Origin of the sequence: Methylomonas sp. Kb3, from assembly GCF_002834115.1 — a bacterium.
GTDB classification, from domain to species: Bacteria; Pseudomonadota; Gammaproteobacteria; order Methylococcales; family Methylomonadaceae; genus Methylomonas; species Methylomonas defluvii.
Window position 1 is genome coordinate 51,887 of sequence record NZ_PIZT01000011.1, and the last position, 25,062, is coordinate 76,948.

General features: G+C 51.9%; 30 protein-coding genes. 19 read left to right on the forward strand and 11 right to left on the reverse strand.

Annotated elements, in window-relative coordinates:
- Nucleotides 1-14 precede the first annotated feature (14 nt).
- Both CWO84_RS09185 and CWO84_RS09190 read left to right on the forward strand, forming a co-directional pair.
- The gene (locus CWO84_RS09185) at nt 15-179 is read left to right on the forward strand and encodes a DnaA/Hda family protein (RefSeq protein ID WP_225892845.1); all 165 of its coding nucleotides are present in this window, start codon (nt 15-17) and stop codon (nt 177-179) included.
- A 209-nt stretch (nt 180-388) separates the two neighbouring features.
- Nucleotides 389-1,240 (forward strand): Sir2 family NAD-dependent protein deacetylase, encoded by an 852-nt coding sequence (locus CWO84_RS09190; protein ID WP_051670369.1) that lies wholly within the window; start codon nt 389-391, stop codon nt 1,238-1,240.
- Nucleotides 1,241-1,276: 36 nt separating this feature from the next.
- Here CWO84_RS09190 and CWO84_RS09195 read toward each other — a convergent pair whose 3' ends face one another.
- The 3 genes from CWO84_RS09195 to CWO84_RS09205 form a co-directional block, all read right to left on the reverse strand.
- The gene (locus CWO84_RS09195; protein WP_033158669.1) at nt 1,277-2,137 is read right to left on the reverse strand and encodes a carbon-nitrogen hydrolase family protein; all 861 of its coding nucleotides are present in this window, start codon (nt 2,135-2,137) and stop codon (nt 1,277-1,279) included.
- Nucleotides 2,130-2,732, reverse strand: coding sequence for a GNAT family N-acetyltransferase (locus tag CWO84_RS09200; RefSeq protein WP_033158668.1), 603 nt, complete (start codon nt 2,730-2,732; stop codon nt 2,130-2,132). Before CWO84_RS09200 ends, CWO84_RS09195 begins: the two co-directional genes overlap by 8 nt.
- A gap of 116 nt (nt 2,733-2,848) precedes the next feature.
- A complete protein-coding gene (locus tag CWO84_RS09205) occupies nt 2,849-3,157 on the reverse strand; it encodes a DUF6156 family protein (RefSeq protein ID WP_033158667.1) in 309 nt (102 codons plus the stop codon).
- Nucleotides 3,158-3,436: 279 nt separating this feature from the next.
- Here CWO84_RS09205 and CWO84_RS09210 point away from each other — a divergent pair, with 279 nt between their 5' ends.
- From CWO84_RS09210 to CWO84_RS09220, 3 genes are all read left to right on the forward strand, one after another.
- Nucleotides 3,437-4,792: a (Fe-S)-binding protein gene (locus tag CWO84_RS09210; RefSeq protein ID WP_033158666.1), complete on the forward strand. Its 1,356-nt coding sequence runs from the start codon at nt 3,437-3,439 to the stop codon at nt 4,790-4,792.
- A gap of 4 nt (nt 4,793-4,796) precedes the next feature.
- The gene (locus CWO84_RS09215; protein WP_101052392.1) at nt 4,797-6,503 is read left to right on the forward strand and encodes an ATP-binding protein; all 1,707 of its coding nucleotides are present in this window, start codon (nt 4,797-4,799) and stop codon (nt 6,501-6,503) included.
- A 179-nt stretch (nt 6,504-6,682) separates the two neighbouring features.
- Nucleotides 6,683-6,874, forward strand: a complete 192-nt coding sequence (locus CWO84_RS09220) for a hypothetical protein (protein ID WP_101052393.1) — start codon at nt 6,683-6,685, stop codon at nt 6,872-6,874.
- Nucleotides 6,875-7,025: 151 nt separating this feature from the next.
- On the opposite strand, the gene CWO84_RS09225 is transcribed toward CWO84_RS09220, so the two are convergent.
- From CWO84_RS09225 to CWO84_RS09250, 6 genes are all read right to left on the reverse strand, one after another.
- A complete protein-coding gene (locus CWO84_RS09225; protein ID WP_101052394.1) occupies nt 7,026-7,538 on the reverse strand; it encodes a GNAT family protein in 513 nt (170 codons plus the stop codon).
- Between the two features lie 77 nt (nt 7,539-7,615).
- Nucleotides 7,616-8,317, reverse strand: coding sequence for a hypothetical protein (locus CWO84_RS09230; RefSeq protein WP_133120658.1), 702 nt, complete (start codon nt 8,315-8,317; stop codon nt 7,616-7,618).
- Nucleotides 8,318-8,451: 134 nt separating this feature from the next.
- The gene (locus CWO84_RS09235; protein WP_101052396.1) at nt 8,452-8,883 is read right to left on the reverse strand and encodes a DUF2513 domain-containing protein; all 432 of its coding nucleotides are present in this window, start codon (nt 8,881-8,883) and stop codon (nt 8,452-8,454) included.
- Between the two features lie 180 nt (nt 8,884-9,063).
- A complete protein-coding gene (locus CWO84_RS09240) occupies nt 9,064-9,330 on the reverse strand; it encodes an RnfH family protein (protein ID WP_201799047.1) in 267 nt (88 codons plus the stop codon).
- A gap of 4 nt (nt 9,331-9,334) precedes the next feature.
- Nucleotides 9,335-9,769, reverse strand: coding sequence for a type II toxin-antitoxin system RatA family toxin (locus CWO84_RS09245; protein ID WP_026146793.1), 435 nt, complete (start codon nt 9,767-9,769; stop codon nt 9,335-9,337).
- A gap of 3 nt (nt 9,770-9,772) precedes the next feature.
- Nucleotides 9,773-11,131 (reverse strand): sodium-dependent transporter, encoded by a 1,359-nt coding sequence (locus tag CWO84_RS09250; RefSeq protein WP_101052397.1) that lies wholly within the window; start codon nt 11,129-11,131, stop codon nt 9,773-9,775.
- A 100-nt stretch (nt 11,132-11,231) separates the two neighbouring features.
- Here CWO84_RS09250 and smpB point away from each other — a divergent pair, with 100 nt between their 5' ends.
- From smpB to CWO84_RS09320, 14 genes are all read left to right on the forward strand, one after another.
- Nucleotides 11,232-11,717 carry an SsrA-binding protein SmpB gene (gene smpB, locus CWO84_RS09255; protein ID WP_020481594.1) on the forward strand — a complete coding sequence of 162 codons (486 nt, stop codon included), beginning with the start codon at nt 11,232-11,234 and terminating at the stop codon, nt 11,715-11,717.
- Between the two features lie 11 nt (nt 11,718-11,728).
- Nucleotides 11,729-12,289: a hydrolase gene (locus CWO84_RS09260; RefSeq protein WP_240618011.1), complete on the forward strand. Its 561-nt coding sequence runs from the start codon at nt 11,729-11,731 to the stop codon at nt 12,287-12,289.
- A 15-nt stretch (nt 12,290-12,304) separates the two neighbouring features.
- Nucleotides 12,305-13,330, forward strand: a complete 1,026-nt coding sequence (locus tag CWO84_RS09265; RefSeq protein WP_101052399.1) for an FAD:protein FMN transferase — start codon at nt 12,305-12,307, stop codon at nt 13,328-13,330.
- Nucleotides 13,331-13,382: 52 nt separating this feature from the next.
- Nucleotides 13,383-14,144 carry a DUF2231 domain-containing protein gene (locus CWO84_RS09270; protein ID WP_101052400.1) on the forward strand — a complete coding sequence of 254 codons (762 nt, stop codon included), beginning with the start codon at nt 13,383-13,385 and terminating at the stop codon, nt 14,142-14,144.
- A 119-nt stretch (nt 14,145-14,263) separates the two neighbouring features.
- Nucleotides 14,264-14,884, forward strand: coding sequence for a phosphoribosylanthranilate isomerase (locus tag CWO84_RS09275; protein WP_101052401.1), 621 nt, complete (start codon nt 14,264-14,266; stop codon nt 14,882-14,884).
- Between the two features lie 5 nt (nt 14,885-14,889).
- Nucleotides 14,890-16,092 carry a tryptophan synthase subunit beta gene (gene trpB / locus CWO84_RS09280; protein ID WP_101052402.1) on the forward strand — a complete coding sequence of 401 codons (1,203 nt, stop codon included), beginning with the start codon at nt 14,890-14,892 and terminating at the stop codon, nt 16,090-16,092.
- On the forward strand, nt 16,089-16,892 hold the full coding sequence (gene trpA / locus CWO84_RS09285) for a tryptophan synthase subunit alpha (RefSeq protein ID WP_101052403.1): 804 nt from the start codon (nt 16,089-16,091) through the stop codon (nt 16,890-16,892). The genes trpB and trpA overlap by 4 nt, the downstream gene beginning before the upstream one ends.
- Nucleotides 16,893-16,916: 24 nt before the next feature.
- The gene (gene accD, locus CWO84_RS09290) at nt 16,917-17,858 is read left to right on the forward strand and encodes an acetyl-CoA carboxylase, carboxyltransferase subunit beta (protein WP_101052404.1); all 942 of its coding nucleotides are present in this window, start codon (nt 16,917-16,919) and stop codon (nt 17,856-17,858) included.
- Between the two features lie 11 nt (nt 17,859-17,869).
- Nucleotides 17,870-19,135 carry a bifunctional tetrahydrofolate synthase/dihydrofolate synthase gene (folC, locus tag CWO84_RS09295; RefSeq protein WP_101052405.1) on the forward strand — a complete coding sequence of 422 codons (1,266 nt, stop codon included), beginning with the start codon at nt 17,870-17,872 and terminating at the stop codon, nt 19,133-19,135.
- Between the two features lie 11 nt (nt 19,136-19,146).
- The gene (locus CWO84_RS09300) at nt 19,147-19,986 is read left to right on the forward strand and encodes an SPOR domain-containing protein (RefSeq protein ID WP_101052406.1); all 840 of its coding nucleotides are present in this window, start codon (nt 19,147-19,149) and stop codon (nt 19,984-19,986) included.
- 42 nt (nt 19,987-20,028) lie between these two features.
- The gene (locus tag CWO84_RS09305; RefSeq protein ID WP_101052407.1) at nt 20,029-20,547 is read left to right on the forward strand and encodes a CvpA family protein; all 519 of its coding nucleotides are present in this window, start codon (nt 20,029-20,031) and stop codon (nt 20,545-20,547) included.
- Between the two features lie 12 nt (nt 20,548-20,559).
- A complete protein-coding gene (purF, locus tag CWO84_RS09310; RefSeq protein WP_101052408.1) occupies nt 20,560-22,068 on the forward strand; it encodes an amidophosphoribosyltransferase in 1,509 nt (502 codons plus the stop codon).
- Nucleotides 22,069-22,079: 11 nt separating this feature from the next.
- Entirely contained in the window at nt 22,080-23,270 is a 1,191-nt protein-coding gene (locus CWO84_RS09315; RefSeq protein WP_101052409.1) for an O-succinylhomoserine sulfhydrylase, read from the forward strand.
- An 86-nt stretch (nt 23,271-23,356) separates the two neighbouring features.
- Entirely contained in the window at nt 23,357-23,935 is a 579-nt protein-coding gene (locus CWO84_RS09320) for a PilZ domain-containing protein (protein WP_101052410.1), read from the forward strand.
- A gap of 150 nt (nt 23,936-24,085) precedes the next feature.
- On the opposite strand, the gene grxC is transcribed toward CWO84_RS09320, so the two are convergent.
- A complete protein-coding gene (grxC, locus tag CWO84_RS09325) occupies nt 24,086-24,340 on the reverse strand; it encodes a glutaredoxin 3 (protein ID WP_033158647.1) in 255 nt (84 codons plus the stop codon).
- A 37-nt stretch (nt 24,341-24,377) separates the two neighbouring features.
- Complete coding sequence (locus CWO84_RS09330) at nt 24,378-25,040, reverse strand: class II aldolase/adducin family protein (protein ID WP_101052411.1); 663 nt, start codon at nt 25,038-25,040, stop codon at nt 24,378-24,380.
- Between the last annotated feature and the right edge of the window lie 22 nt (nt 25,041-25,062).

Sequence of the window (25,062 nt, forward strand, 5' to 3'; positions counted from 1 at the left end):
TCGATAGCCTATCCGTGGAAATCGTCATGCCAGACTATGGTGCTCGAATTGAAATGCTGCGCGGTAAGGCTATGAACGCCGGTTTCGAGTTGGACATGGACATCGCGTGCTTTATCGCTAGGCGGATTTGCTCGGATGTCAGGGAGTTGGAGATTACATTGCATAAGTCGCAAGCCTAACCAATATGTTTGGAGAAAAAGTGACGCTTGCGCAAGTGGAAGCTTTGTTGTTTTTAAACTAAGGCGCGCAATGCGAAAACGCCGAGATTAAACGACCGGTTTTGTCGCATGGTTCCCGTAGATTGTCTATTTGCAATCACTGGAGCTAATAAGATGTCAGATAATCGTTACTTGCGCCGCAAGAGGCCACAGCAAGCGGGAAATGCTGCGTGAACCAACAAAACGCGATTTTGCGTGCCGCCCAAGCCATTGCCGATGCGGACACTCTGTTGATTACCGCCGGTGCCGGCATGGGTGTCGATTCTGGCTTACCGGATTTTCGCGGCAAGCAAGGCTTCTGGCGCGCACATCCAAGCTATGCCGCCGAAGGGTTGACGTTTCAGGATCTAGCGAATCCGCAATGGTTTTTTAACGAACCGAGACGCGCCTGGGGCTTTTACGGTTCTCGCTACCATTCGTATGGAAATACGCAGCCGCATGCCGGTTTTAAACTGTTGAAAAGCTGGTTAGACAGCAAGCCCAATCCGGGGTTTGTGTACACCAGCAATGTGGACGGACATTTTCAAAAGGCGGGGTTTGCCGAAGAGAGCATTTACGAATGTCACGGTTCAATCCATTACTTGCAATGTTGCATGCCTTGTAACCAAAGGATTTGGCCTATTAAAACACTCCAGCTAACGGTGGACAGCCACAGTATGATAGCCCAGGGCTCCTTGCCTTTTTGCCCCGATTGCGGCGGATTTGCCCGTCCCAATATTTTGATGTTTGACGATGCCTTTTGGTTAGAGCATCGTGCCCGGCAACAACAAAAGCGATACTTGGATTGGCGCTTACGGGCCGTGCATCAACAAGTTGTGATCATTGAGTTGGGTGTCGGCTCGGCAATAGGCCCAATTCGCTGGGTCGGAGAAAATTTTCCCGGTACATTGCTTCGTATCAACCCGAGCGAATCGAAGGCCCCCAAAGGCAGTATTTCGCTTGCCATGTCGGCATTGGCGGCGCTGACTGCTATCGAGCGGATTCTCTCCGCTGGGCACGGACCGCAAGACCTAGAACTGTAAGACAGGTAAGCCAAGAGTTTGACTGCCAAGAAACGATTATTGGCAATCGAACTGCTTAGGCCAATCCCGATAATTGAACACCTGACCTTCTTGGCGCACAGTATCCACCGCCGCTAAATCCAGGTCGGCATACACCCATTGCGCCTGGTTGTATTCACCAATCGCTAAAATCCCGTTGTTCGGAAAACCACGATCCACCGGCGTGTAGATTGCCGCCGCGCCGCAGTTGACGTCCACCGCTTCCGACCAATCGGCGTTGCCAACCAAGGAGGCTTGTACGACATAGCATTGATTTTCCAAGGCGCGGGCCTGGCAACCGATGCGCACCCGGTAATAACCGGCCTCGGTATCGGTGCAGCTAGGCACCAGAATCAAGGTGGCGCCGCGTTCCGCTTGTTGGCGGGCGTAATGCGGAAATTCGCTGTCGTAGCAGATATTGATGGCGACTTTGCCGAATACGGTATCAAATAACTTGATGTCCAAGCCACGGGAAATATGCCATTGCTCGTTCTCGAAGCGCGTCATGGTCAGCTTTTCTTGATAATCCAAGTTGCCTTGCGGGGTGAAGAAATAGGCGTGATTGCGAAATTCGCCGTTGGCGTGTTTGACCGGGTAAGTCCCTGCTTGAATGTAGACTCGGTATTCGGCGGCCAGCGCTTTAAATAGGTCCAGATAGCCGGGCAGCAAGGTTTGCAAAGCATCTAACTGGCCGTTCAACGAGGAATACACTTCCTTGGGAAACAGCGATGCCAGTTCCATGCAGGCATATTCCGGGAACAAAAGAATGTCGGCTTTGTTATCGGCGGCTTCTTTGACCCAACGGCGGGCCTTGATTTCAAAGTTTTCCCAGGTTTCCAGGAAGCTGATGTCGTATTGGGCGCTGGCAATTTTAGGCACGGTCTTCCCTCAACCAAAAAGTCATCGGTTTGGCGGTTTCGGCGACGTCGTCGAGATCCTTCCAGGTGTAGGTGGTTTTCAACTCGGGATGTTTGAAGTAGCCGCGCTTGTTCCAGAACGCATCCAGTGGCACGTAATCGGCTGGCCGGCGCGGGTGGTCAAGCGGGCGCTCGACGCAGCAAAAGGTGATGTGTCTGAAACCGCCCAAATCTTCGGCATGGGCTTCGCGTTGTTCGAAAAACTTCACGCCAATGCCGAGCCCACGGTAGGCCTTGTTCAACACCGATTCACCACAATAAAACACTTGATTCGGATCGTAGCAATGTTCGATGAACGGCTTTTTGACCTCGTCGGTTTCATATTTCAACGGGATCGCCGTCGACGCGCCGATGATGGCGTCGCCATCGAACGCCAGCACGATGACGCTTTCCGGGCAATTTATATAAGTTTGCAGGTATTTCTTCTCGTACTCGTAATCGCCGTCATACAAATACGGAAAATCCCGGAACACCTCGATGCGCAGTCGCGCCAGTTCCGGAATGTATTGAATCAAGGCGTCGCCGCTGAGGCGCTGGATGCGGATGTCTTTGCTCATGCTGGTTTGCGGTTGAATGAAAACAAAATGTCGGTCGCCAAGCTTAAGGCGCGAAAGACATATTGTATTGTAGGCGGTAGCGAATTGCCTATGGCAAAGGTTTATGAACCAGCCAGCTAATCAAATTTCAATGCAGCTCCCGTTTCGTCAAAGCGTAACAGGTCGATCTCGCCATCCGCATCCGTTATTTCCGCCTCGGCTAGAACCCCGTTAGCATGATAGGTGTAGACATGGCGTAATTCCACTTCGCCATAGACCAGTTTTTCCAGCAGCATCAGACGTTCATCGGCAGCGTAGCAGCCGCGGAAGTAGGTGTTGCGGTTTTCCAGATGGCTTTCGTCTGCCAGTTCGTTGACCAGTTTCAAGGGTAGTTTTACGCCGCTATAGCTAATGAAATAGCGGGTATCGCAGTTTTCTAATTCCACTTCAATTTTCCCAAGTCAAAGAAACTAATTTCCGCAATATTTGTGCCGGAATAAGCGAGCCGAATTGTCTGGGTTTCTTGCCGGTCTAAGCGGATAACGCTGTGGTAAATCGTCCGCTACGGGTCTTGATTGTCGGATTTGCTACATGGCGGGTTAAGTAACGGAGGCTTGGAAATGTCACAACTGCGCCAATGACAGGGCCGATACGCATAGCGCATCAGTCAAGCACAGTCTGGCTTCGTTTTTGCTTGACCCAGGTTTTTAATCAGCCTGGTGCCTATGAAACTGTTTCTGGATTGGTCGTCTTATGAAAATGCCGGGATGGGCGACGCCTATGCTGATATTCCCAAGCATGGCGCCGATTTCGCCAAGGCCGTGGCGGTGTGTATCGGCAGCAAGCAATGCGAACGGGATGCTAAAGGGGTGATGTGCCCTAGCTATAGGGTTACGCAAAATGCTGGTTTATCGCCGGGCGGACGAGTAAGGGCGTTGAAGGCAGCTTTGAACGCCGATAATGATGCGGCTTTTTTCAATCCGGAACTGGCCGAAACCATGGCCTTGTGTATCAGTTGCAAGGGTTGTAAGCGCGAGTGTGAGAACGAAGTGGATATGGCCTTGATCAAGGCCGAGTTTCTGGCGCAGCAAGTGCAGCGCAATGGCTTGACGCTGCGGCGGCGCCTGTGGGCGGAGTTACCGAAAATACTGCGTTGGCGCGCGCTCCGACCCTTAATCCAGTGGCGCAATCGCATGCCGCTGCTGGCGCGTTTAGGCGAAGCCTGGCTGGGCATCAGCGCCAAAGTCCGCTTGCCGGAACCTGCCGCGCAAGCGTTTCAGGTGCCGGCCCAATCCGAATTAAGTTTGCATCCGGAGTTAGTCGAGAAACAGGTTGTGCTGCTGGTCGATACCTTCAATTATTACTTCAATCCGGCCGCCGCCGAAGCCGCTAAAAAGCTGCTGAATACCGCCGGTTATCATGTGCATATCGCTACACCCTTGGCTGGCGATGAAGCGGATCGGCCCTTGTGCTGTGGCCGCACTTATTTTTCCAATGGTCTGATCGATAAGGCCCACATCGAAGCGCAGCGCATGCTGGGGGCTCTCGCCGAGCATGTCGCTGCGGGGCGCACGATCATTGGTCTGGAGCCATCCTGCATTCTGAGTTTACGCGACGAATATCTAAAGCTGGGTTTAGGCGAACCGGCGCAAAAACTGGCGGAAAAGGTGTTGTTACTGGAAGAGTTTATCGTCCGCGAACAAGCCGGCAAACGCTGGCCTATCGAGTTTCAAGCCATCCCCGGCGTTAACAGTTTGCTGTTGCACGGCCACTGCCATCAAAAAGCCGTTGGTGCGATCAAGTCGGTGCGCAAACTGCTGAAACAACTCCCCGATCTGAAATTCGAACTGATCGAATCGTCCTGCTGCGGCATGGCCGGCAATTTTGGTGTCGAAGCCGAGCATTACGACCAAGCCCAAGCCATGGCCGAGTTGGCCTTATTTCCAGCACTGCGTGCCGAACCTGACGCACTGCTGGTCAGCAATGGTTTCTCTTGTCGGCAGCAGATCGGCAATGGCGGTTTCGCCAAGCCGCTGCATTTAGCCGAAGTACTTTGTTTAGCCTTACCGTCACAGGATTGATGCTATGAAACTAACTATCGACAAACGTCATCTCGAACAACTGCTTAACGATCACCCCCGCTTGCAAAGCATCAATGAGCAATTGCGTTTTGGCACCAAGGCGCAAGTGCCTTACGATTTACTCAGTGAGGCAGAATTAGCCAGTCTGGCTGGCATCTACTTGCAACAAGGCGAAGCCTTACAACAGCAAGCGGCGCTATTGATAGCTTTGCAAGCGGCGCTGGCCGACAACAGCCATCGCTACAACGTCGATCAACTGGAAATGTTGTTGCCGGCTATTGCCAATTATTTATTGGAGGGTGGGCTGCGTGGTTGGCTATTTCATGTGCAGCCTTCCGGCAGAACCTTGGCTTATCTGATCACCCGCCTGGATTACACGCCACCAGGGGAGGAAGAAGCCGGGCGGATCTTGATCGAATTAAAAGCCAACACCAAGGGTAAAATCATGGTTGAGAGCCTCATCATTCGTAGCAAAGATCTGGCGAACAAAACCATCCCGGAGATTTTTGCCACCAAAGGTTATTTAAAAGAAACCCCGGAATTAATAGCCAGTTACGATGAGGCTACCGCGCGGTATTTTGACTGGCGGGCGCGCTATGGCGAACAGTTTTCCGGGTGGGGTACCGGCGAATATGCCGAGGATCCAACCGCCAGCCATCGCAGCAGCGACTGGACGCGCAAGAATACGGTAGTCATGTCCTCCGGCGGCGGGATCTGCCGTTTGGTCAACGACGAGAATATCCTCAGCGAACGGGCTTTGAGCCTGGACGCATCCGGCGACATTCTTGGCACTTATCTGCGCAAAGCCGGCAAAAGCATGCGCTACGACAGCAAAACCGAAAGCGCCATGGAAGCCGCCAAAGCCGAGGTACCCAAGGGCATGTTTACAGAAATGCCGGTGCATGGCTATATCCTTATGTTTCATCTGGAATTGCATCACCATGTCTGGGTGCATGTCGATGATACCCAGCCTTATGTGTATCAGCCGGAGTTGAAACAAAAGCTGATCCTGCCGCCCGAACAAACCGATCTGATCGATATCCTGACGGCGGAAATGGACATGTTGATGGACGACATCGTCGCCGGCAAATCCGGAGGCACTACGGTATTGTGCGCCGGTCCGGCGGGCGTGGGTAAAACGCTGACAGCCGAGGTGTATTCGGAAATCATCAAACGGCCTTTGTACCGAGTGCATTCCGGGCAGTTGGGTTTAAACGTCGCGGAGATGGAAAAAACCTTGAAGGACACTTTGATCCGCGCCCAGCGCTGGGGGGCGGTGATGTTGATCGACGAAGCCGACGTGTACATCAAAAGCCGCGCCGACAACTTGGCCTCCAATGCCGTGGTAGGCGTGTTTTTGCGGGTGCTGGAGTATTTCAACGGCCTGCTGTTCCTGACCACCAATCGAGTGGACGACATCGACGAAGCCATCATATCCCGCTGTATCGCCATGTTGCGCTATCACGCCCCGGATCACGCTGATCGATGCAAAATCTGGCGAGTGATGACCGAGCAATTTAGTTTGCCGGTCAAGGAAGAGTTGATCGACGAACTGGCGGCCATCTTTCCGGGTGCCACCGGCCGCGACATCAAGGGTCTGACCAAACTGGTCGCCAAGTTCTGCCAGCAAAAACAACTGGCGCCGGAACTGGATGTGTTCAAGCGCTGCTCGGTGTTTAGAGGCCTGGAGTTGTTGGATGAAGCTGCTTAATTTAAAAATCGGGTGGCTGTTTGCATCGGATAAGGGGTGAATCACAAATACACTTAGTATTGTTACTGTTTTATTAAGTAAAACAATAAATTACCGCTTGCGTGTATTGTTGAATTTTAATAAGCCGATATAGTGAATGCGAGATTTCGTTTCGACCGACAAACGGTCCGGGAGGCCAAATGAAGATCGCTAAGATAGGAAATACCGGCATAGCTATGCTGATCGTTGTCATTGCCGGTTTGCTGGGGATACTACCGATGGGATTGGTCTTTTCGATATTGCTCTTTGCCGCCTTGATACGGGGTAGCGTGATGTTGATTGATAAAGCCATTGATAGCGGGGCACAAGCGAAGGAAATTGATCGGCATTAATGCCGGTTAGCATATTTACCAATAGCCTGAAGTTTAGGAAAACTAATGGGTAGCGACACCCAGCTTGACGGCTTTTATGCTGCGATTCACGTTGTTCATCCCAGTTGACGGTCCTGCTGGCCTGGCGTTGGCGCTTCGGTTGAACGATCAGTTAGGCGGGATTTGTGCGGCCCCTTACGAGCGCCCAGCGTTCATGGTTTCGCCAGCGTCCTCCGATCTTGAGGTATGCCGGCGAGTAGCCCTCTTTGCTGAAGCCGCAGGCGCGAACCAGCGCAATTGACGGCAAATTGCCTGGTTGAATGTTGGCTTCCAAACGGTGCAGCCGTAGCCTGCGGAAGGCATGCTGGACGACCAGTGAGAGTCCACGCTTCATGTGGCCACGACCCTCGTATCCGCTGAACGCGAAGTAGCCCAGATAGCCGCTGCGAAACGCCCCGTAGACGACGTTGGTGAGATTGATGGCGCCTACTAGTTCACCGGTGTCTTTGAGGACGACAACAAACCCAAAGTGGTTGAGATTGTCAAAGCGAGCCAGGTAGCGAGTGAAGGCTGCCTCGTCGCAGGGAGCAGTAGCCCAGGGATGATGAAGTCGACGGCTGCGGTTAGCGGCAGAGACAAAGTCGTCCGCGTCCTGGGCAGAAACGGGCCGGATAGTGATTGGCATGGCGTCTAACGGTAAGTTAACCGGCGGCGCGCTTTTGCGCCGTCCCGATTGAACGTAGGATTATGCATGCCTTTCAACTAACGCCCTTTCCGCCTTACGAATTCGCATACCGGAATGGATGTCTTATCGGCGGCGACACGCTTGACGGTAACCTTAATAACCTTGTTGCAGCCGTAATAGCCGCCATAGGCCCAACTGCCAGAGCACTCTCTGCCAATAGCGTAGTCAGTGCCCTTGGTGTTAAATATCGGCATCCAAATAGGCGACCAGTCATCAGAAAGTTTCTCGCCGACGGCGAGTATTTGAGCAAACTCGGTAGCGAGTGTTTCCCTCTTAATCTGGTGTGCGCCCTTTACCCATTCCTCGTACTGAAGTGGTCGCGGATCTTTATTTACTAGCGCCATAAGTTGTTCTGTGTTGACCTTCCACGTTTCTAGTTGTCGCGGGTGTCTATCTCCTTGAAAGCCGTCTAGGTACACAATCGAATATGGCTTACCGGGTGCATGGGCTATCGATATGGTGGTGTAGCCATACTGGTTAACAGCAAGTTCAGTGAAGGGCGTTTTCGTAAGCTTTGAATTACCTTCCGTTCCCCACTTGAGCACGAAGCAGTCGTTATCGGTGAGAGGACACACATTGAAAGATGAATACATCTGTTGAAATTCTTGGCAAAGCCTAGGGCTAGTTGCATAAGAAGTCACAAGCATGCGCTGGCTTGTCTCCGCAGAGGCAGGGACAATAGCGCTTGCCAGAAGGAGAAATGAAATCTCAAGTTTCATAATACGCCCCAGCATGCAAACGTGGAGCTAATGGGCAGTTACAGACGGCGCATAAAATGCGAAGCATGCGCAGTTTGTAACTGTCCAGTGACGAGCGAAGCAAGGAAAGACCTTGAGCGACTTGTTATACGCATTCATTTCATTATTGATTCCAGCTTCTTTTGCGCATAAAACTCCAGTAACTTTTGCCCAGTTTCAAAAATAGCCTTAAATGGCGCGTCTTTGAATTCGGATTTAAGCTTGGATAGTACGTCTTTGTTATTGAGCGACAAAGCAAAATCATGGCCAATCTGAGTAAGCCTTATTGGTATAGCTCCATAGTGGTAGCTGCCACTCAATGATTGAATTATTCCGATGTCTTTTAGGCAAAAGGCGCAGCCACTATCGGTTCCAATTAGCTGATTATCAATTGCCAACTCAATGTGAAATATAAATTTCTCAGTAAATTCATCATTTTCTATGGCCGGTAGATCCGATTTTATTAAATTCTCAATAGTGATTCTTGCTGTGTCAGCGCTTATAAAAACTTCTAGTAGTTTTGCCATGTAATCTAGGTCAACTTTCACGATTTCCTCCTTGCGTATAACTACAATTAGACATCCTAAATGACGCAAAACATTGCGTCAAAACGATGTCAAAAAGTTTTAAAAAATAAAAAATATCTTTTCATTTCAACTGTGTGTCTGCATTTAGCACTGCCTAAATCAAATTGGTTAACCATCAACAGATTATCCAGACTACCCAGACTACTTCTGCAACCGCCCCCGCCGCGCATCCATCGGATTCTGCTTTAAAGGTCGATAAATCTCGACACGATCTTCGGCGCTGAGATTTTTGTCCAAATTACAAACCACCCCAAAAATCCCGACCTTCTGCTGACTTAAATCAATTTCCGGAAACTCCCGCAAGATGCCGGAAGCTTCTATGGCTAGTTCGACGGTGGAATTCGCCGCCAGGCTAATGGGAATAAGCAGTTGTCGCTCCGGCGTGGCGTAAGCCACCTCAACCGCAATCAAATCATCCGCCATACAAGGCTTTTGCGCGTTGGGTGAAGGAGGTGACCATGGTGTTGCAGATTTGATTGAACACCGGGCCAAAGGCCAGGTTGGCCAGCATGCCGGAGATCTCGAACTCCAGGTCAAGCGAGATTTTGCTGGCGTCTTCGCGCAAGGGCATGAAACTCCAAAAACCTTCCAGCGAGGAAAACGGCCCGTCCAGCAAGCTGATCTGGATTCTGCCGCCTTGATCGACTTTATTGCGGGTGGTGAAGGATTTATGAAAGCCGGCCTTGGCAATGTCGATTTGGCCTTCGACGATATTGCCTTCTCGTTTCAATATTTTGCTGCCGGAGCACCAGGGTAAGAACTTGGGATACGACTCGATATCATCCACCAGATCAAACATCTGCTTGGCGGAAAATTTGACCAAGGCGCTTTTTTGTACAACCGTGATCATTTACAGCACCCCGAGTACATGTAAGAAGACGATAAACACTGCTGCAGGCGCTACGTATTTGATCAGAAATTGCCAAGCTTGAAAGCCTTGCGCCGGCAGTTCCAGTTCCTGCTCCGCATGGGCTTGTTTCATCATCCAGCCGGCAAACACCGCGATGCAAAATCCGCCCAAAGGCAGCATCAGGTTGGCGGTCAGGTAATCCAGCAGTTCGAACAGATTTTTATCGAAGATTTTGAATTCTGACCAGATGTTGAAGGAAAACACCACCGCCATACCCAAACCCCAGCAAGCGGTGCCTGCCCAGACGCAGGCTTTTTGCCTATCGATATTTTTGTTTTCCACCAGCCAGGCCACGGCCGGTTCAATCAAAGAAATTGACGAGGTGAGGGCGGCGAAAAACAGCAGTACAAAAAACAGCACGCCGAATAACCAACCACCGCTCATATGCCCAAAAGCCAAGGGCAGGGTTTGAAATATAAGGCCCGGACCGGTGGCAACTTCCAGTTGATTGGCAAACACCAAGGGAAAAATGGCGATGCCGGCCAGCAAGGCTACCGCGGTATCCGCGCCGGCAATAAAAAAGGTGGTTTTGGCAATCGAAACATGGCTGGGCAGGTAAGAGCCGTAAACCATGATCGCGCCCATGCCCAAACTTAGGGTGAAGAAGGCGTGACCCATCGCGGTAAGCACCGCGTCGGCGTTGATTTTGCTGAAATCGGGGCTGAACAAAAAGTGGATGCCTTGCGCATAGGAGCCGGAAGCCATCGCATAAGCCACCAAAATAATCAGGATCACAAATAAGGCCGGCATTAAAAAGCGCACGGCTTTTTCCAGGCCGCCTTTCACGCCGCGCATCACTACTTGCATGGTGATGAACATGAACACGGTGTGCCAGAAAATCTGCTGGATCGGGCTGGCCATCAAATTGTCGAACATTTCCTTCACTTCGCCGGCGTCGGTACCGAAGAAGCCGCCGAAGAATGCTTTAAAGATATAAGCCATCGACCAGCCGGCAATCACGCTATAGTAGGCCAGGATTAAAAAACCGGCGATCATGCCCATCCAGCCCAAATAGCCCCAGCGCGGATCGACTTTGGCTTCTTCGGCCAAGGTTTGCATGGTGTTGATCGGGCTTTGCCGGCCGCGCCGGCCCAGCATGATTTCCGCAATCATGATCGGTATGCCGATGGCTGCCACGCAGATTAAATACACCATCACAAAAGCGCCGCCACCGTTTTGGCCGGTGATGTAAGGAAATTTCCAGATATTACCCAAACCGACCGCCGAACCGGTGGCGGCCAGAATAAAGGCGAAGCGGGAGGACCATTCGCCGTGGATGGATGGGGTTTTATCGGTCATGTTGGGGAGCCCTTGTGTTTTTATGTCGTTATTTAACGGGTGTGTGAGTAAAATATCAAAATTCACGTTTTCAGTCAGTTTAAAAAATCTTCGCTACGCAATGGCAGCCAAAAAATCCAAGAAGGACAACAAAGCCACCGATAACACGATTGCGGTTAATCGCCAGGCTTCCCACGAGTACACCATAGACGAGACTTTCGAAGCCGGTTTGGTATTGGAAGGCTGGGAAGTGAAAAGCTTGCGTGACGGCCGGATTCAGCTGAAAGAGAGCTATGTCGAGATCAGACGCGGCGAAGCTTGGCTGAGTGGGGCGCATGTGTCGGCTTTATTGTCGGCGTCCACCCACGTCAATCCGGACGCGGTACGCAAGAAAAAATTATTGTTACACCGACGTGAATTGAACAAGCTGATCGGCTCGGTGGAACGCAAAGGCTACACCCTGATTCCGCTATCGATGTATTGGATCAAGGGCCGCGCCAAGCTGAAAATCGGTCTGGCGAAAGGTAAAAAATTGCACGACAAGCGCGCAGCTTCCAAAGACAAGGATTGGCAGCGCGACCGAGCGCGCATCATGAAGCACGGCTAATTTCGATGACGATGCATCCCAATTTATTGGACGCGGATAATAGCGTTTTGCTGGTGGTGGATATTCAGGAACGTTTGTCGACGGCTATGCCTGCATTAGACCTAGAGCAGATGCTTAAGCACGGCCAACGCTTGCTGCAAGCCGCCGGTTTGTTGAATGTGCCGGTGCTGTTGACCGAACAGTATCCGCAGGGACTTGGGCCTACTCAAGCGGAGATTAGCGAGTGTTTGCCCGGCAATACCCGTATCTTTAGTAAAACCGGTTTTTCTTGTTGCGCCGCGGACGGCTTCAAGCAAGCCCTGGCTGATACCGGTCGGAATCAGGTTGTGGCGATAGGTCAGGAAGCGCATGTGTGCGTGTTGCAAACCGCGCTTGAGTTGTTAAGTGCAAACTATCAAGTTCATCTGGTGGCTGATGCGGTTTGTTCGCGCCAAGTCCAGCACAAAGATTACGCCTTGCAGCGCATGCAGCAGCAAGGTGTCACGTTGAGCTGTCACGAATCGGTGTTGTTCGAATGGTTGCGGGATGCTCGGCATAGCCATTTCAAAACTATTTCAGCGCTTTTGCGTTAATTGCACGGGGGTTTAATGCTACGGAAAGGATGGATCGCGGTAATACTGGGATTGTTGCTGGTACTGGGATGTGCGGAGCCGCTGCCGCCAGTAAAGACTTTTAGCGGTTTCGCGCAAGGTACTACGTATCACATCAGTTATTGGACGCCGCAAGCGCGGGATGATGCGCAAGTCAGCGCTGAAGTTGAAAAAGTTTTCCTGGATTTGGATAAAACCTTATCCAATTACCGACCTGACTCGCTAATCGAGCAGTTCAATGCCAACGCTTCGACCGATGCTCAGCCAGTCGGCGAGGAAATCGTGGCTTTGGTTAAAATCGCGCAGAACGTCAGCGCCCTGAGCCAGGGGTGTTACGATTTGACGATCAAACCTTTGTTCGAGCTTTGGGGCTTCATGGGTGATGATTTGACTATTCCCGACGATGCAACGCTACAGGCCGCTTTGGCGAATGTCGGCATGGACAAATTGCAGTTGGTGGACGATAGCCATATATCAAAAAAACTGCCGAGGTTGCGTGTCGATGTGTCGTCGATAGCCCAGGGTTACAGCGTAGAGAAAATCAGCAATGCGCTGCAGGCTATGGGTATCCAAAACTACTTGGTGGAAATAGGCGGCGAGTTGAAAGCGCTGGGTAGCAAACCGGACGGCAAGGCTTGGCGGATTGCGGTAGAAAAACCGCTGCCGGGCGAACAAAAAATGCATAAGGTCGTGACCTTGCCGAAAGACAGCCCCATGTCGGTGATGACTTCCGGCACGTATCGGCATTATTTTGATGTCAAAGGTAAACGCTACAGCCACATCCTTGATGCCCGCAGCGGCGCACCGGTTACTCACGACTTAGTAGCGGTCAGCGTGTTTAACGAAAGTCCGACTATCGCCGACGCCTGGTCTACCGCTTTATTGTGCCTGGGGCAGGAAGAAGGGATGAAACTTGCCGATGCGGAGAAATTGCAAGTGATGTTTATCCAGCAACAAGGCACCGAGTTTTTGGAAAGTAAAACCAGGGCCTTGACTATGTCCACCCAAGTGACGATTAACTAGGCTAAGGCCTATCGTGGTAGTATCCGCGCAAAACTGAAGCGGGGGAGATTTTATGTGGGGTCTAAACGATCACTTGACGTTCGCCGTGCATGGTGGCGGCGACAACGGTGGAGGAGTGGCCGGTGGGGTGGAGAGCTTATTGTCCTTCATGGAAGTGTTGGTGCGGCAATCTCCTTCGGAAAGTCTGGATAGTTTATTGCCGGGCGTTACTGCGTTACAAAATATTCATCCCTTGCTGGTGCATTTCCCGATTGCGTTGTTGACTATGTTCTTCACTCTGGATTTGATCGGCAGCGTGGCGAAGCGCTCGGAGTGGCGGCAGATAGCCGGCGCATTTCTGTATCTGGGTACCGTGTTTGCAGCGCTTACCGTGGCGGCCGGTTTGGTGGCGGCAGGGAGTGTGGCGCATGGTGGTGATGTTCACGAGATCATGGAGCATCATGAGCACCTGGGTATTTCGGTATTGAGTCTGGCTACTGCGCTGTCGGCGTGGCGTTTGTTTAGCAAAGGGCTGATAGTCGGACCAGCTAACACGCTGTACTTGTTGCTAGCGGCGATTTTAGCCGCCTTGTTGGCGTTTGCCGCCGATCTGGGTGGTCTGATGGTTTATAAACATGGCGTCTCGGTGCACGCTGCGGATCAAGTCAATCAAGCGGCGGCGCGCGCTCATGAACACGAAGGTGCTGTTGAAGATAGTTTGCCGGCAACGCATGAAGAAGCCGAAGTCGAAGATTTGAAGCCGGAAGATAGCCATCATGATGAAGCGGCGCATGGCGTTGCCGGTCATCATCACGACCATCATCATGCCCATTGACGCCCGCCTGAAGAGCCGCCGGACAAAGGCTGACAAGGGTCAGCCTTTTTTTATTGGTCCGGACATGACATATCGGATAGCTGTGTTATCCTACGCCGCCATTTTTTGTGAGGCTTTAGATGCGTACCCGCGTTAAAATTTGCGGCTTTACCCAGGTGGAGGATGCGCTTTATGCGGCCAATTTGGGCGTCGACGCGATTGGTTTGGTGTTTTATCCGCCTAGTCCAAGAAACGTCAGTATTGAACAAGCCGCAAGCATCAGTAGGGCGTTGCCAGCTTTTGTTAACGTGGTAGCCTTGTTCGTCGATGCTGAGCCGGCTTTGATCCGCGAAGTATTGAATAAAGTAAGGGTGGATTGCCTGCAATTTCATGGCGACGAGCCTGCTGAGGATTGCCGGATTTACGATAAATCGTATATCAAAGCCATTCGCATGCAATCCGATACCGACGTCGTAGGATTGCAACAGCAGTACCACGATGCGGCCGGGTTACTGTTGGATGCTTATCATCCGGGCGTGCAGGGCGGCAGCGGTAGCAGTTTTGACTGGGATTTGATTCCTAAGGCCCGCAGTTTGCCGATCATTCTCGCGGGTGGATTGATGCCGGAAAATGCCGGGGAAGCGATTAAAGCGGTAAAACCGTATGCGCTGGATGTCAGCAGCGGTGTTGAGGCCGGGAAAGGCATCAAGGATGCGGCGAAAATGGCTGCTTTCATAAGAATAACTAATCAAGCGACTTGAGAACTATGACAGATAGATACGATATGCCGGATACCCGGGGCCATTTCGGGCCTTACGGCGGTATTTTTGTTGCGGAAACGCTGATGCCGGCCATAACCGAACTGAACGAAGCCTACCAGCGCTATATGCTGGATCCGGAGTTTATTGCCGAGCTGGATGCGGATCTGCGCGATTATGTTGGCCGGCCGTCGCCGCTGTATCACGCCGAACGCTGGAGCCAGCATCTGGGCGGTGCGCAGATTTATCTGAAGCGTGAAGATCTCAATCACACCGGCGCGCACAAGGTAAATAACACTGTTGGGCAAGCTTTGCTGGCGAAGCGCATGGGCAAGACTCGTATCATCGCCGAAACCGGCGCTGGCCAGCACGGCGTTGCTACTGCCACTGTAGCCGCGCGCCTGGGTTTGGAATGCGTGGTTTACATGGGCGCTGTCGATGTCGCGCGCCAAGCCTTGAATGTTTATAGGATGAAGTTGCTTGGCGCTACCGTGGTGCCGGTCGAGTCAGGTTCCAAAACCCTGAAAGACGCGCTGAACGAAGCCTTGCGCGATTGGGTCACCAATATCGACAATACTTTTTACATTATCGGCACCGTAGCTGGTCCGCATCCTTATCCTGCCATGGTCCGTGACTTCCAGGCCGTGATAGGCCGGGAAGCGCGCCAACAATGCCTGGATCAAGCCGGCAAATTGCCCGACGCCTTGGTCGCTTGCGTTGGTGGTGGTTCCAATGCCATTGGCTTGTTCTATCCGTTTATCGACGATGCCGGCGTGAAGATGTATGGTGTCGAGGCTGCCGGCGACGGTATCGAAACCGGTCGTCATTCCGCGCCGTTATCGGCCGGCAGACCCGGCGTATTGCACGGCAATCGCACCTATCTGATGGCCGACGACGACGGTGAGATTATTGAAACCCATTCGATTTCCGCCGGTCTGGATTATCCCGGTGTCGGCCCGGAGCACGCCTGGTTGAAAGATACCGGCCGCGCTCAATATCCGAATATTACCGACGATGAGGCGCTGCAAGGCTTCCATGCCTTGACCAAAATGGAAGGCATTATCCCGGCGTTGGAGTCCAGCCACGCGATGGCTTACACGATGAAACTGGCGCCCACCATGCGCAAGGATCAAATTATTATCGTCAATCTGTCCGGACGCGGCGACAAAGACATGCACACCATTATGCAACGCGAGGGCATCAGTCTATGAGCCGTTTAGCCAACAAATTTGCTGACTTAAAAGCCTCCGGGCGCAAAGCCTTGATCCCTTTTATTACCGCCGGCGATCCTTATCCGGAATTTACCGTACCACTGCTGCATGAAATGGTGGCAGCCGGTGCCGACGTGATCGAGCTAGGCGTGCCTTTCTCCGATCCAATGGCTGATGGACCGGTGATACAACGCGCCAGCGAGCGGGCTTTATCTCATCATGTCGGCTTGCGGAAAGTATTGAGCATGGCCATGGAGTTTCGTAAAACCGATCAGGACACCCCATTGGTGTTGATGGGCTATTTAAATCCGATAGAAATCATGGGTTACGAAGACTTTGCGAATGCCGTACAGCGCGCTGAGGTTGATGGCGTATTGACGGTGGATTTGCCGCCGGAAGAGTCCGAGTCTTGTGTTCGCATGCTGCGCGACCGCGGCATCGATCAAATTTTTTTATTAGCGCCGAACACCAATGCTGAACGGATCCAGAAAATGGATGCGGTGGGCAGCGGTTACTTGTATTACGTGTCTCTGAAAGGCGTCACTGGTGCCGGCCATCTGGATACCGCCGATGTCGAAGAAAAGTTGCAACTCATTCGCCAGAATACTGCACTGCCTGTAGGTGTTGGTTTTGGTGTTAAAGATGCCGATACGGCGAAAACCATTGCCGCGATTGCCGACGGCGTCGTGGTGGGTAGCGCGCTGATCAGTAAAATAGAAGCGAATCTCGATGATCCTCAGCAAGCCAAGCATGAGATCATCACTTTATTGAAATCCATGCGCGCAGCCATGGATGTTTAAGCTTTCAAGCGGAGACTACACCGAATGAGTTGGTTTGAAAAACTGGTTCCCTCTGCCATCAGAACCGAATCCTCGCAGAAGAAAACCACCGTGCCGGAAGGCTTGTGGAATAAATGTCCGCGTTGCGATGCGATTTTGTTTAACGCCGAGCTGGAGAAAAACTTAAGCGTTTGCCCAAAATGCGATCACCATTTACGCATTTCGGCGCGTAAACGCTTGAATATGTTTTTGGATGAAGACGGCCGTCAAGAAATCGGTGCTGGATTAAAGCCCAGCGATCCTTTGAAGTTTAAGGACAGCAAGCGCTATAAAGACCGGATTAGTCAGGCGCAAAAACAAAGCAACGAAAACGATGCGTTGGTGGTGATGAAGGGCACGCTAAAAGGTGTCGGTATCGTTGCGGCGGCGTTTGATTTTGGTTTCATGGGCGGCTCGATGGGTTCGGTGGTTGGTGAGCGATTCGTGCGCGGCGTGAACGAAAGTTTGCGTTCGGGTGTGCCGTTCATCGTCTTTACTGCCAGCGGCGGTGCCAGAATGCAGGAGTCTTTGTTCTCCCTGTTTCAAATGACCAAAACCAGCGCGGCCTTGACCAAACTAGCCGAAGCCGGGATTCCGTATATTTCCTTCATGACCGACCCCACCATGGGTGGTGTTTCCGCCAGTTTGGCGATGTTGGGCGATATTAACGTCGCAGAGCCGGATGCCTTGATCGGCTTTGCCGGCCCGCGAGTCATCGAGCAAACCGTGCGCGAGAAGCTGCCGGAAGGTTTCCAACGTAGCGAATTTCTGCAGGAACACGGGGCCATAGACATGATCGTTGATCGCCGCGAGATGCGCGATAAAATAGCCAGCATTCTGGCTATTATGTGCGCCGGTAGCAGCAGTGCCGACGTGGTCGGAGTGATTGCCACCAGCGAGCCATTAAGCAATCAGGGTGAGAGCGATAATCTGCAGTCTCAGGAATAAATACGGTCGAAATGACACGTTTTGATTCGCTGCAAGCCTGGTTGGATTGGCAGGAAAAACTACATCCTCGGCCTATCGATTTAGGGTTGGGAAGAGTTGCTGGCGTATATCGGCAGCTTAATCCCGAACAAAAAAAACCGCTAACCATCACCGTTGCTGGTACCAACGGCAAGGGTTCCTGCGTGGCGTTTCTGGAAGCGATCTATCGGGCCGCGGGCTACCGGGTTGGCGCTTACACATCGCCGCATATTTTGCGCTATAACGAACGCATTCGTATTGATGGTGTGCCGGTCGAGGATGCCTTGATTTGCGATGCTTTTACCCGCATTGATTCGGCGCGCGGCGAGACCAGTTTGAGCTATTTCGAGTTTGGCACGTTGGCAGCCTTGGGTATTTTCGCCGAGGCAGATCTGGATATTCAGTTACTGGAAGTCGGTTTAGGCGGCAGACTTGATGCGGTGAATATTATTGACCCCGATGCAGCGATTGTGACGACGATAGCACTTGATCATGTGGATTGGCTGGGGCATACCGAAGAAGCCATCGGTCGGGAAAAAGCCGGCATTTTTAGAGCCGGTGTGGCGGCTATAATCGGCGATGCGCAAGCGCCACGCTCAGTAGTCGAAGTAGCCGAGCAAGTCGGAGCCATTGCGCTGCAAATGGACAGCGAATTCAGTTATCAAAAACAGCGCGATAGCTGGGAATGGCGCTCTGCGGATAAGCAAATAGATCGCTTGCCGGCGCCGGCGTTTAAGGGCGAACACCAATATCGAAATGCTTCCGCGGCGATTATGGCTATAAACACCCTACAGCCTCAATTAGCGGTCAGTGACGATGCAATTCGGCAAGGATTGGAAAGTGCCCGGCTATCAGGACGTTTCCAGTTGATTGCCGGCGCGCCGCGCATTTTGCTTGACGTGGGGCACAACCCGCAGGCTGTGCAGACATTGATCAACTATTTGTCTGAATACTTCCCCGAGATCAGAATACATGCAGTTTTTGCGATGATGCGGGATAAAGATATTGCCGGCGTATTGAACATGATGCGCGACAAAGTGGCTACGTGGTATTTAGCGCCACTTGCTAATCCTCGCGCTGCAACTCCGGATATGTTAGAAACCATTTTTCAGCAACAAGGCCTGGATAATGTCCGTAGCGGTTTTACCGATTTTACCGAGGCATTTCAAGCCGCCCGGCAAAATACCGGACAGGACGACTTGCTTTTGATTTTTGGTTCTTTTTTTCTAGTATCCGAATATTTATCGAAATTTTCATAGAGGTGATCAGAATGGATCAAGAGTTAAAGCAGCGATTGATTGGTGCGGCGGTCATTACCGCGTTGGCGGCGATTTTCGTGCCGATGTTATTTGACGACCCGATAGACGAAACCGGCAAAAGCATCAATGAATTGAAAATTCCCGAGCTGCCTGCCAAGGCTCAAGATGTGGAAATCATGCCTCTGCCGGAAAAAGTTGAAGAGGTAGCGGAAACTCTGCCGGCCGAGACTGCGCCCAAACAAACGATCAAAGTGCTGGAAGAAGGCGAATCGGAAGCCCAGTTGGAAGCGCCCAAGCCGCAAGTTAAATTGACTGCCAAAGAGACCGCGCCGGCGCCACGGAGTCTGCCGGCCGCCAAACCTGCTACACAGGCGGCAGCCGTGGCGCAAGTCGATGAAGAACCCGCTGAAGCGGAAGACGTGCCGCCGGCAGTCCTTAGCAAGCCCAGCAAATCGCCGGCGCCTGCCGTCCAGCCTTTACAAGCGGTGAGCCCAACACCGAAAGTGCTTAAACCGGTTAACAAATTACCTGAACCTAAAACAGAGGTGGCGGCAATTCCGGCTCAGGCACCAGTGGCTACCGCGGCCGGCAAAGCACCGGCCGCCGCTACCGAGGACAGCAATCGCTGGTATTTGCAGGTGGGTACGTTCAGTCAAAAACCCAACGCCGTCAGTTTGCAGGATAATCTCAAGCAACAAGGTTTCGCCGCATCGGTTAGAGAGGTTGCCAGCGATAAAGGTACTGTGTTTAAAGTACGCATAGGGCCTATCGTTGATAAAGCCAAGGCTCAGGCGGTGAAGGCCAAATTGGCGCAAATTAACGTCAACAGTTTTGTTTCGGCGGACGAATAGCCCTTTGCCAACGTCGTTTTGTTTGATTTAGCCGGCTAGACCATGTTGGATTTTGTACCCTGGGCTAAGTTGCTGTGGGTGGATTACGTCGTCATCTCCATTATCTTGATTTCGGCGATAATGGGCCTACTGCGCGGATTTGTTAAAGAAGCGTTTGCATTGGTGCTTTGGATGGTCGCGGTTTGGGTGGCAACGCAGTACTGCCGGGATGTTTCGGTACTGCTGCAATCCACCATTAGCTATCCTTCGGCCAGAATCGCTGCGGCATTCGCGTTGCTTTTTTTCGCCACCTTAATTTTGGGTAGTTTAATCAGTTTTTTGCTGAGTCAGCTTATCGAGAAGACCGGCTTGACCGGTAGTGATCGTCTGCTGGGTATGTTATTCGGTATTGCCCGCGGGGCGGTACTGGTTTCCTTGTTGGTGATGCTGGCCGGGCTAACGCCGTTGCCGGAAGATCCCTGGTGGAAACAATCCCTTCTCATTCCTCCGTTCCAAGCCTTGGCGATGTGGTTGAAAACCCACATGCCGACCGGTTTGGCGGATTACATCCATTATCGATAACTTGGGTCTGCTATGTGTGGTATTGCCGCTATTGTTTCCAATCAAAGTGTTAATCAGGATTTATACGACGCCCTGACGGTACTTCAGCACCGGGGTCAGGATGCCGCCGGTATTGTCACGTGCGACGGTAGCCGTTTGCATTTGCGTAAGGATAACGGTTTGGCGCGGGATGTATTTTCCAGCAAGCAAATGATGAAGCTGAAAGGCAATATGGGCATTGCCCATGTGCGCTATCCGACCGCCGGTTGCACCAGTTCGGCTGAAGCCCAACCTTTTTACGTGAACTCGCCGTTCGGTTTGACCTTGGCGCACAACGGCAATCTGACCAATACCGAAGAACTGAAATATCAGGTGTTCATGGATGACCAACGTCACATCAATACCGATTCAGATTCCGAAGTATTGTTGAACGTATTCGCGCATGAATTGGCGCAATTCGGCAAACTCAAACTAACCGTGGATGATGTGTTTCAAGCGGTTAGCGCGGTACATAAGCGGATTCGCGGCGCTTACGCGGTAGTGGTGATGATTGCCGGTTTCGGCGTATTGGGTTTCCGCGACCCGCACGGTATTCGGCCCATCGTGTTCGGCAAACGCAAAACCGAGGATGGCACTGATTACATGATCGCTTCCGAAAGCGTGGCGCTGGACGTGCTGGATTTTCAATTGATACGCGACATCGAGCCGGGCGAGGCCGTGTTTATCGAAGCGGACGGCCAGTTACATACCCGGCAATGTACCGAATTAGTCGATCATTGCCCGTGTATTTTCGAATATGTGTATTTCGCCCGGCCGGATTCGATCATCGACAATATTTCGGTGTACAAAGCCAGAATGCGGATGGGCAGAAAACTGGCGGAAAAAATTCAGCGGGAATGGCCGGACCACGACATCGACGTGGTGATTCCGATTCCGGATACCAGTCGCACCGCTGCGTCGCAGATTGCCCATGACTTGGGTGTGAAGTTTCGCGAAGGCTTTATGAAAAACCGCTATATCGGCCGGACTTTCATCATGCCTGGACAAAAAATGCGCAAAAAGTCGGTCAAGCAAAAACTGAATGCGATTTCACTGGAATTCGATGGCAAGAATGTATTGCTGGTGGACGACTCCATCGTGCGCGGCACCACTTCCGAACAAATTATTCAGATGGCCCGCGATGCCGGTGCCAAGAAAGTTTATTTTGCATCCGCAGCGCCACCCGTACGTTATCCCAATGTCTATGGCATCGATATGCCGGCCGCGCATGAGTTAATAGCGCACGACCGTACCGAGGAGGAAATTTGCCAGGCCTTGGGCGCGGATAAGCTGATTTATCAAAGCTTGGACGATCTGATCGAAGCGGTCGGTAGAGGTAATCCGGACATCAAGCATTTCGATACCTCGTGCTTCAGCCACGATTACATTACCGGCGATATCGACGATGCTTATCTGGCGCGCATCGAAGCCTTGCGCAATGACAATGCGCAGGAATTGCGCAACAGCAGCAGCTTTATCATAGAGATGCAGGTTGCAAAGTAACAGGACCCGAAATGAGTGAATTTGATTGGCAAGATTATGCCCCAGAAACTCAGGCCATCCGCACTGGGCACAAGCGTACTCACGAAGACGAACATAGCATTCCTATATTTGCAACCTCCAGCTATGTGTTCAAATCGGCTGAGGAAGCGGCGCTGCGCTTTACCGGAAAGCAACCCGGCAATATCTACTCACGCTTCACCAATCCGACCGTCAGCGCGTTTCAGGAGCGTTTAGCGTATCTGGAAAAAGGCGAGCGTTGCTTGGCGTTTGCGTCGGGAATGGCCGCGATCATGGCGGTCGGCATGGCTCTACTGAAGGCCGGCGACCATGTAGTATGTTCGCGCAGTGTGTTCGGCAACACGGTACTGACTTTCCAAAATTATTTCGGCAAATTTGGCGTCGAGACCGATTTCGTCAGCTTGACCGATCCGGCGGCCTGGGAAGCGGCGATTAAGCCCAATACCCGGTTTCTGTTTCTGGAAACGCCGTCCAATCCTTTAATTGAAATCGCCGACATTCGGGCCATAGCCGATATAGCCCATCGGCATGGTGCGCTCTTGGTGGTCGACAACGTGTTCTGCACGCCAATCTTGCAACAGCCATTGACCTTGGGCGCCGATTTGGTAGTGCATTCCACGACCAAATACATCGATGGCCAAGGGCGTTGCGTCGGCGGTGCGGTGGTAGCCAACGAAGAATTGATCGAAAAATACGTGTATCCCTATCTGCGTACCGGCGGTGCGACGATGAGTCCGTTCAATGCCTGGGTGTTTTTAGGGGGACTGGAAACGCTGGCGTTACGCATGAAAGCGCATTGCGATAATGCGTTCGAGCTGGCCAAATGGCTGGAGCAACAACCGGCCGTAGCCAAGGTGCATTACCCCGGATTGGAATCGCATGCCCAGCACGAGTTGGCTAAGCGCCAACAGACGCATTTCGGCGCAGTGGTCAGTTTCGAATTGCAAGGTGGCAAAGATCACGCCTGGCAGTTGATTGATTCGACACGCATGTTGTCGATCACGGCGAATCTAGGCGATGTCAAAACCACTATCACCCATCCCGCAACTACCACACATGGCCGGTTGACGCCGGAAGCGCGCGCCGAGGCTGGAATCAAAGACAGCTTGGTGAGAATTTCGGTGGGTTTGGAAAATGTCGATGACATCAAGGCCGATTTGCTTAACGGACTGACAAATTGCTGATGGTGCGGTTCGGTCAAGCCTGCTGTCTCGCCACGCAAATCCAAAATTAAGCTATCTTTGACCGACGTTATAGAGAGATTGCGATCATGTTTCAGGATAGAAAAGAGTACCGAAAAAACTTTAACGCGGAAGGCCAACTGTTTGTGGGTGGCGAAACCTTGCAGTTAAATTGCTACGATGTGTCGCTGAAAGGCGCGATGGTCGAAGTCAGTCCTGGCGATTTGCTCACCACTATCCAGGATTTCGAAGCGTTGCTGAACGAAGACCGGCAAGCTGAAATATTTGTCGCCGAATTAATGTTGGCCGGCGAGGTGGATATTGTTTGGGTTAAAAGGGAACGCAACCGCATCATGATGGGCCTGGAGTTTCGGGATGTCGTGCATAACGCCCACAAACTCTGGCGCAAGCGGTGCGGTTACCGCAAACTCGAAGCGTTTAAAGCCGAATTGTTTATCGACAAGGAGCGATTCAACGTGGAAGGTGTGAATCGTTCGGTACAGGGTATGTGCCTGAAATTAAGCGGTCATCATTCCTGTATTAAGGTCAATGCTCCGGTTAAGTTGTTGGCTGCTGAACTGGGATTGAGCGCTTTGGGCAAAGTGGTTTGGGTCGAGAGCAACGAGCTGACCACTCGCCTTGGTCTGCAATTGGTCATCGTTAAATAAAGTCAGGTTAACCCGCTTGCGCCGGTTCATTCGCTCTGGGGAGTTTTGGGCCAGACGTTAACGTGCACAATACGAATATGTATATCGCAGTTGGACTCATTTAGTTAGAAACGAGTCCAAAAATTCATGTCAAAACCCGTGCTGACCTGCTTAAGCGTTTAATAGCGGATCCAGTTCGTGGCTCATATCCAGCGCATGCAAATCATCAAACCCCCCAATATGCCGCTCACCGATATAGATTTGCGGTACCGTGCGACGTTTGGTTTTTTCCATCATTTGCTGGCGTAGTCCAGGTTCGGCATCCACATTGATTTCCGTATAGCCGACGCCTTTGCGATCAAAAAGTTTTTTTGCCATGGTGCAATACGGGCAGAGCTTCGCGGTGTAAATGATAATTTCCGGCATGAGAAAAAATTAATAAATGCTAATGAATGAAGGTATTCTAAAGCGACGGCTGCTTTTGCTCAATAGTCATGGCCTTGGCGAGTTCCTCGATTAATAAGCAGGACGCTGCGGGTAAGGTCGCGCCAAATGCCACAATCCCGTCAGCGTGACCAAGCATGCTGAATAATCCAGTTTGTTGCAGTCTACCTGAGGTAAATAACTCGGCAACGGCGTTGGCCATTTCCGGGGTGCCGTAGGGCACGTCTGCCGCAGTAAAAGCCAGATTCAGCCGGTCGGTCTGCAACCACAACTCCGGGCAGTGCACATGTATCACGGCACCAATTGCCGGGTGTTGACGATAAACGCTGGCGTGGGTGAGTGCTTCCGAGGACGGTTGAGATAAGCCGCGCGACTTGATGGTATTACGTTCCGGCGATGCGCTTTCGATCAGCGCATAGTGTTGCTTGTTAAGGACCGGCAAGTGTCCGGTTTGTGTGCCGGAGATCAAAAACGCCTGACCACCGGGAGCCAAGCGTCGACTGATATTGCCAAATCCCAGCCCAGCGTATTTTTCGGCGATTTGCCCAATCAGCCGCAAGCGATAAAACAGGCTGCGCCAGGCGTTGAGTTCGCTGATATCAATGTCTGCCGCGAACTCGCCATGCTGATGATCAAGGCGATATTTAATAACACCTTCCAGTTCGCTCAATCCGTTTTCCATTCTTATAATGTGTTTTAAGATT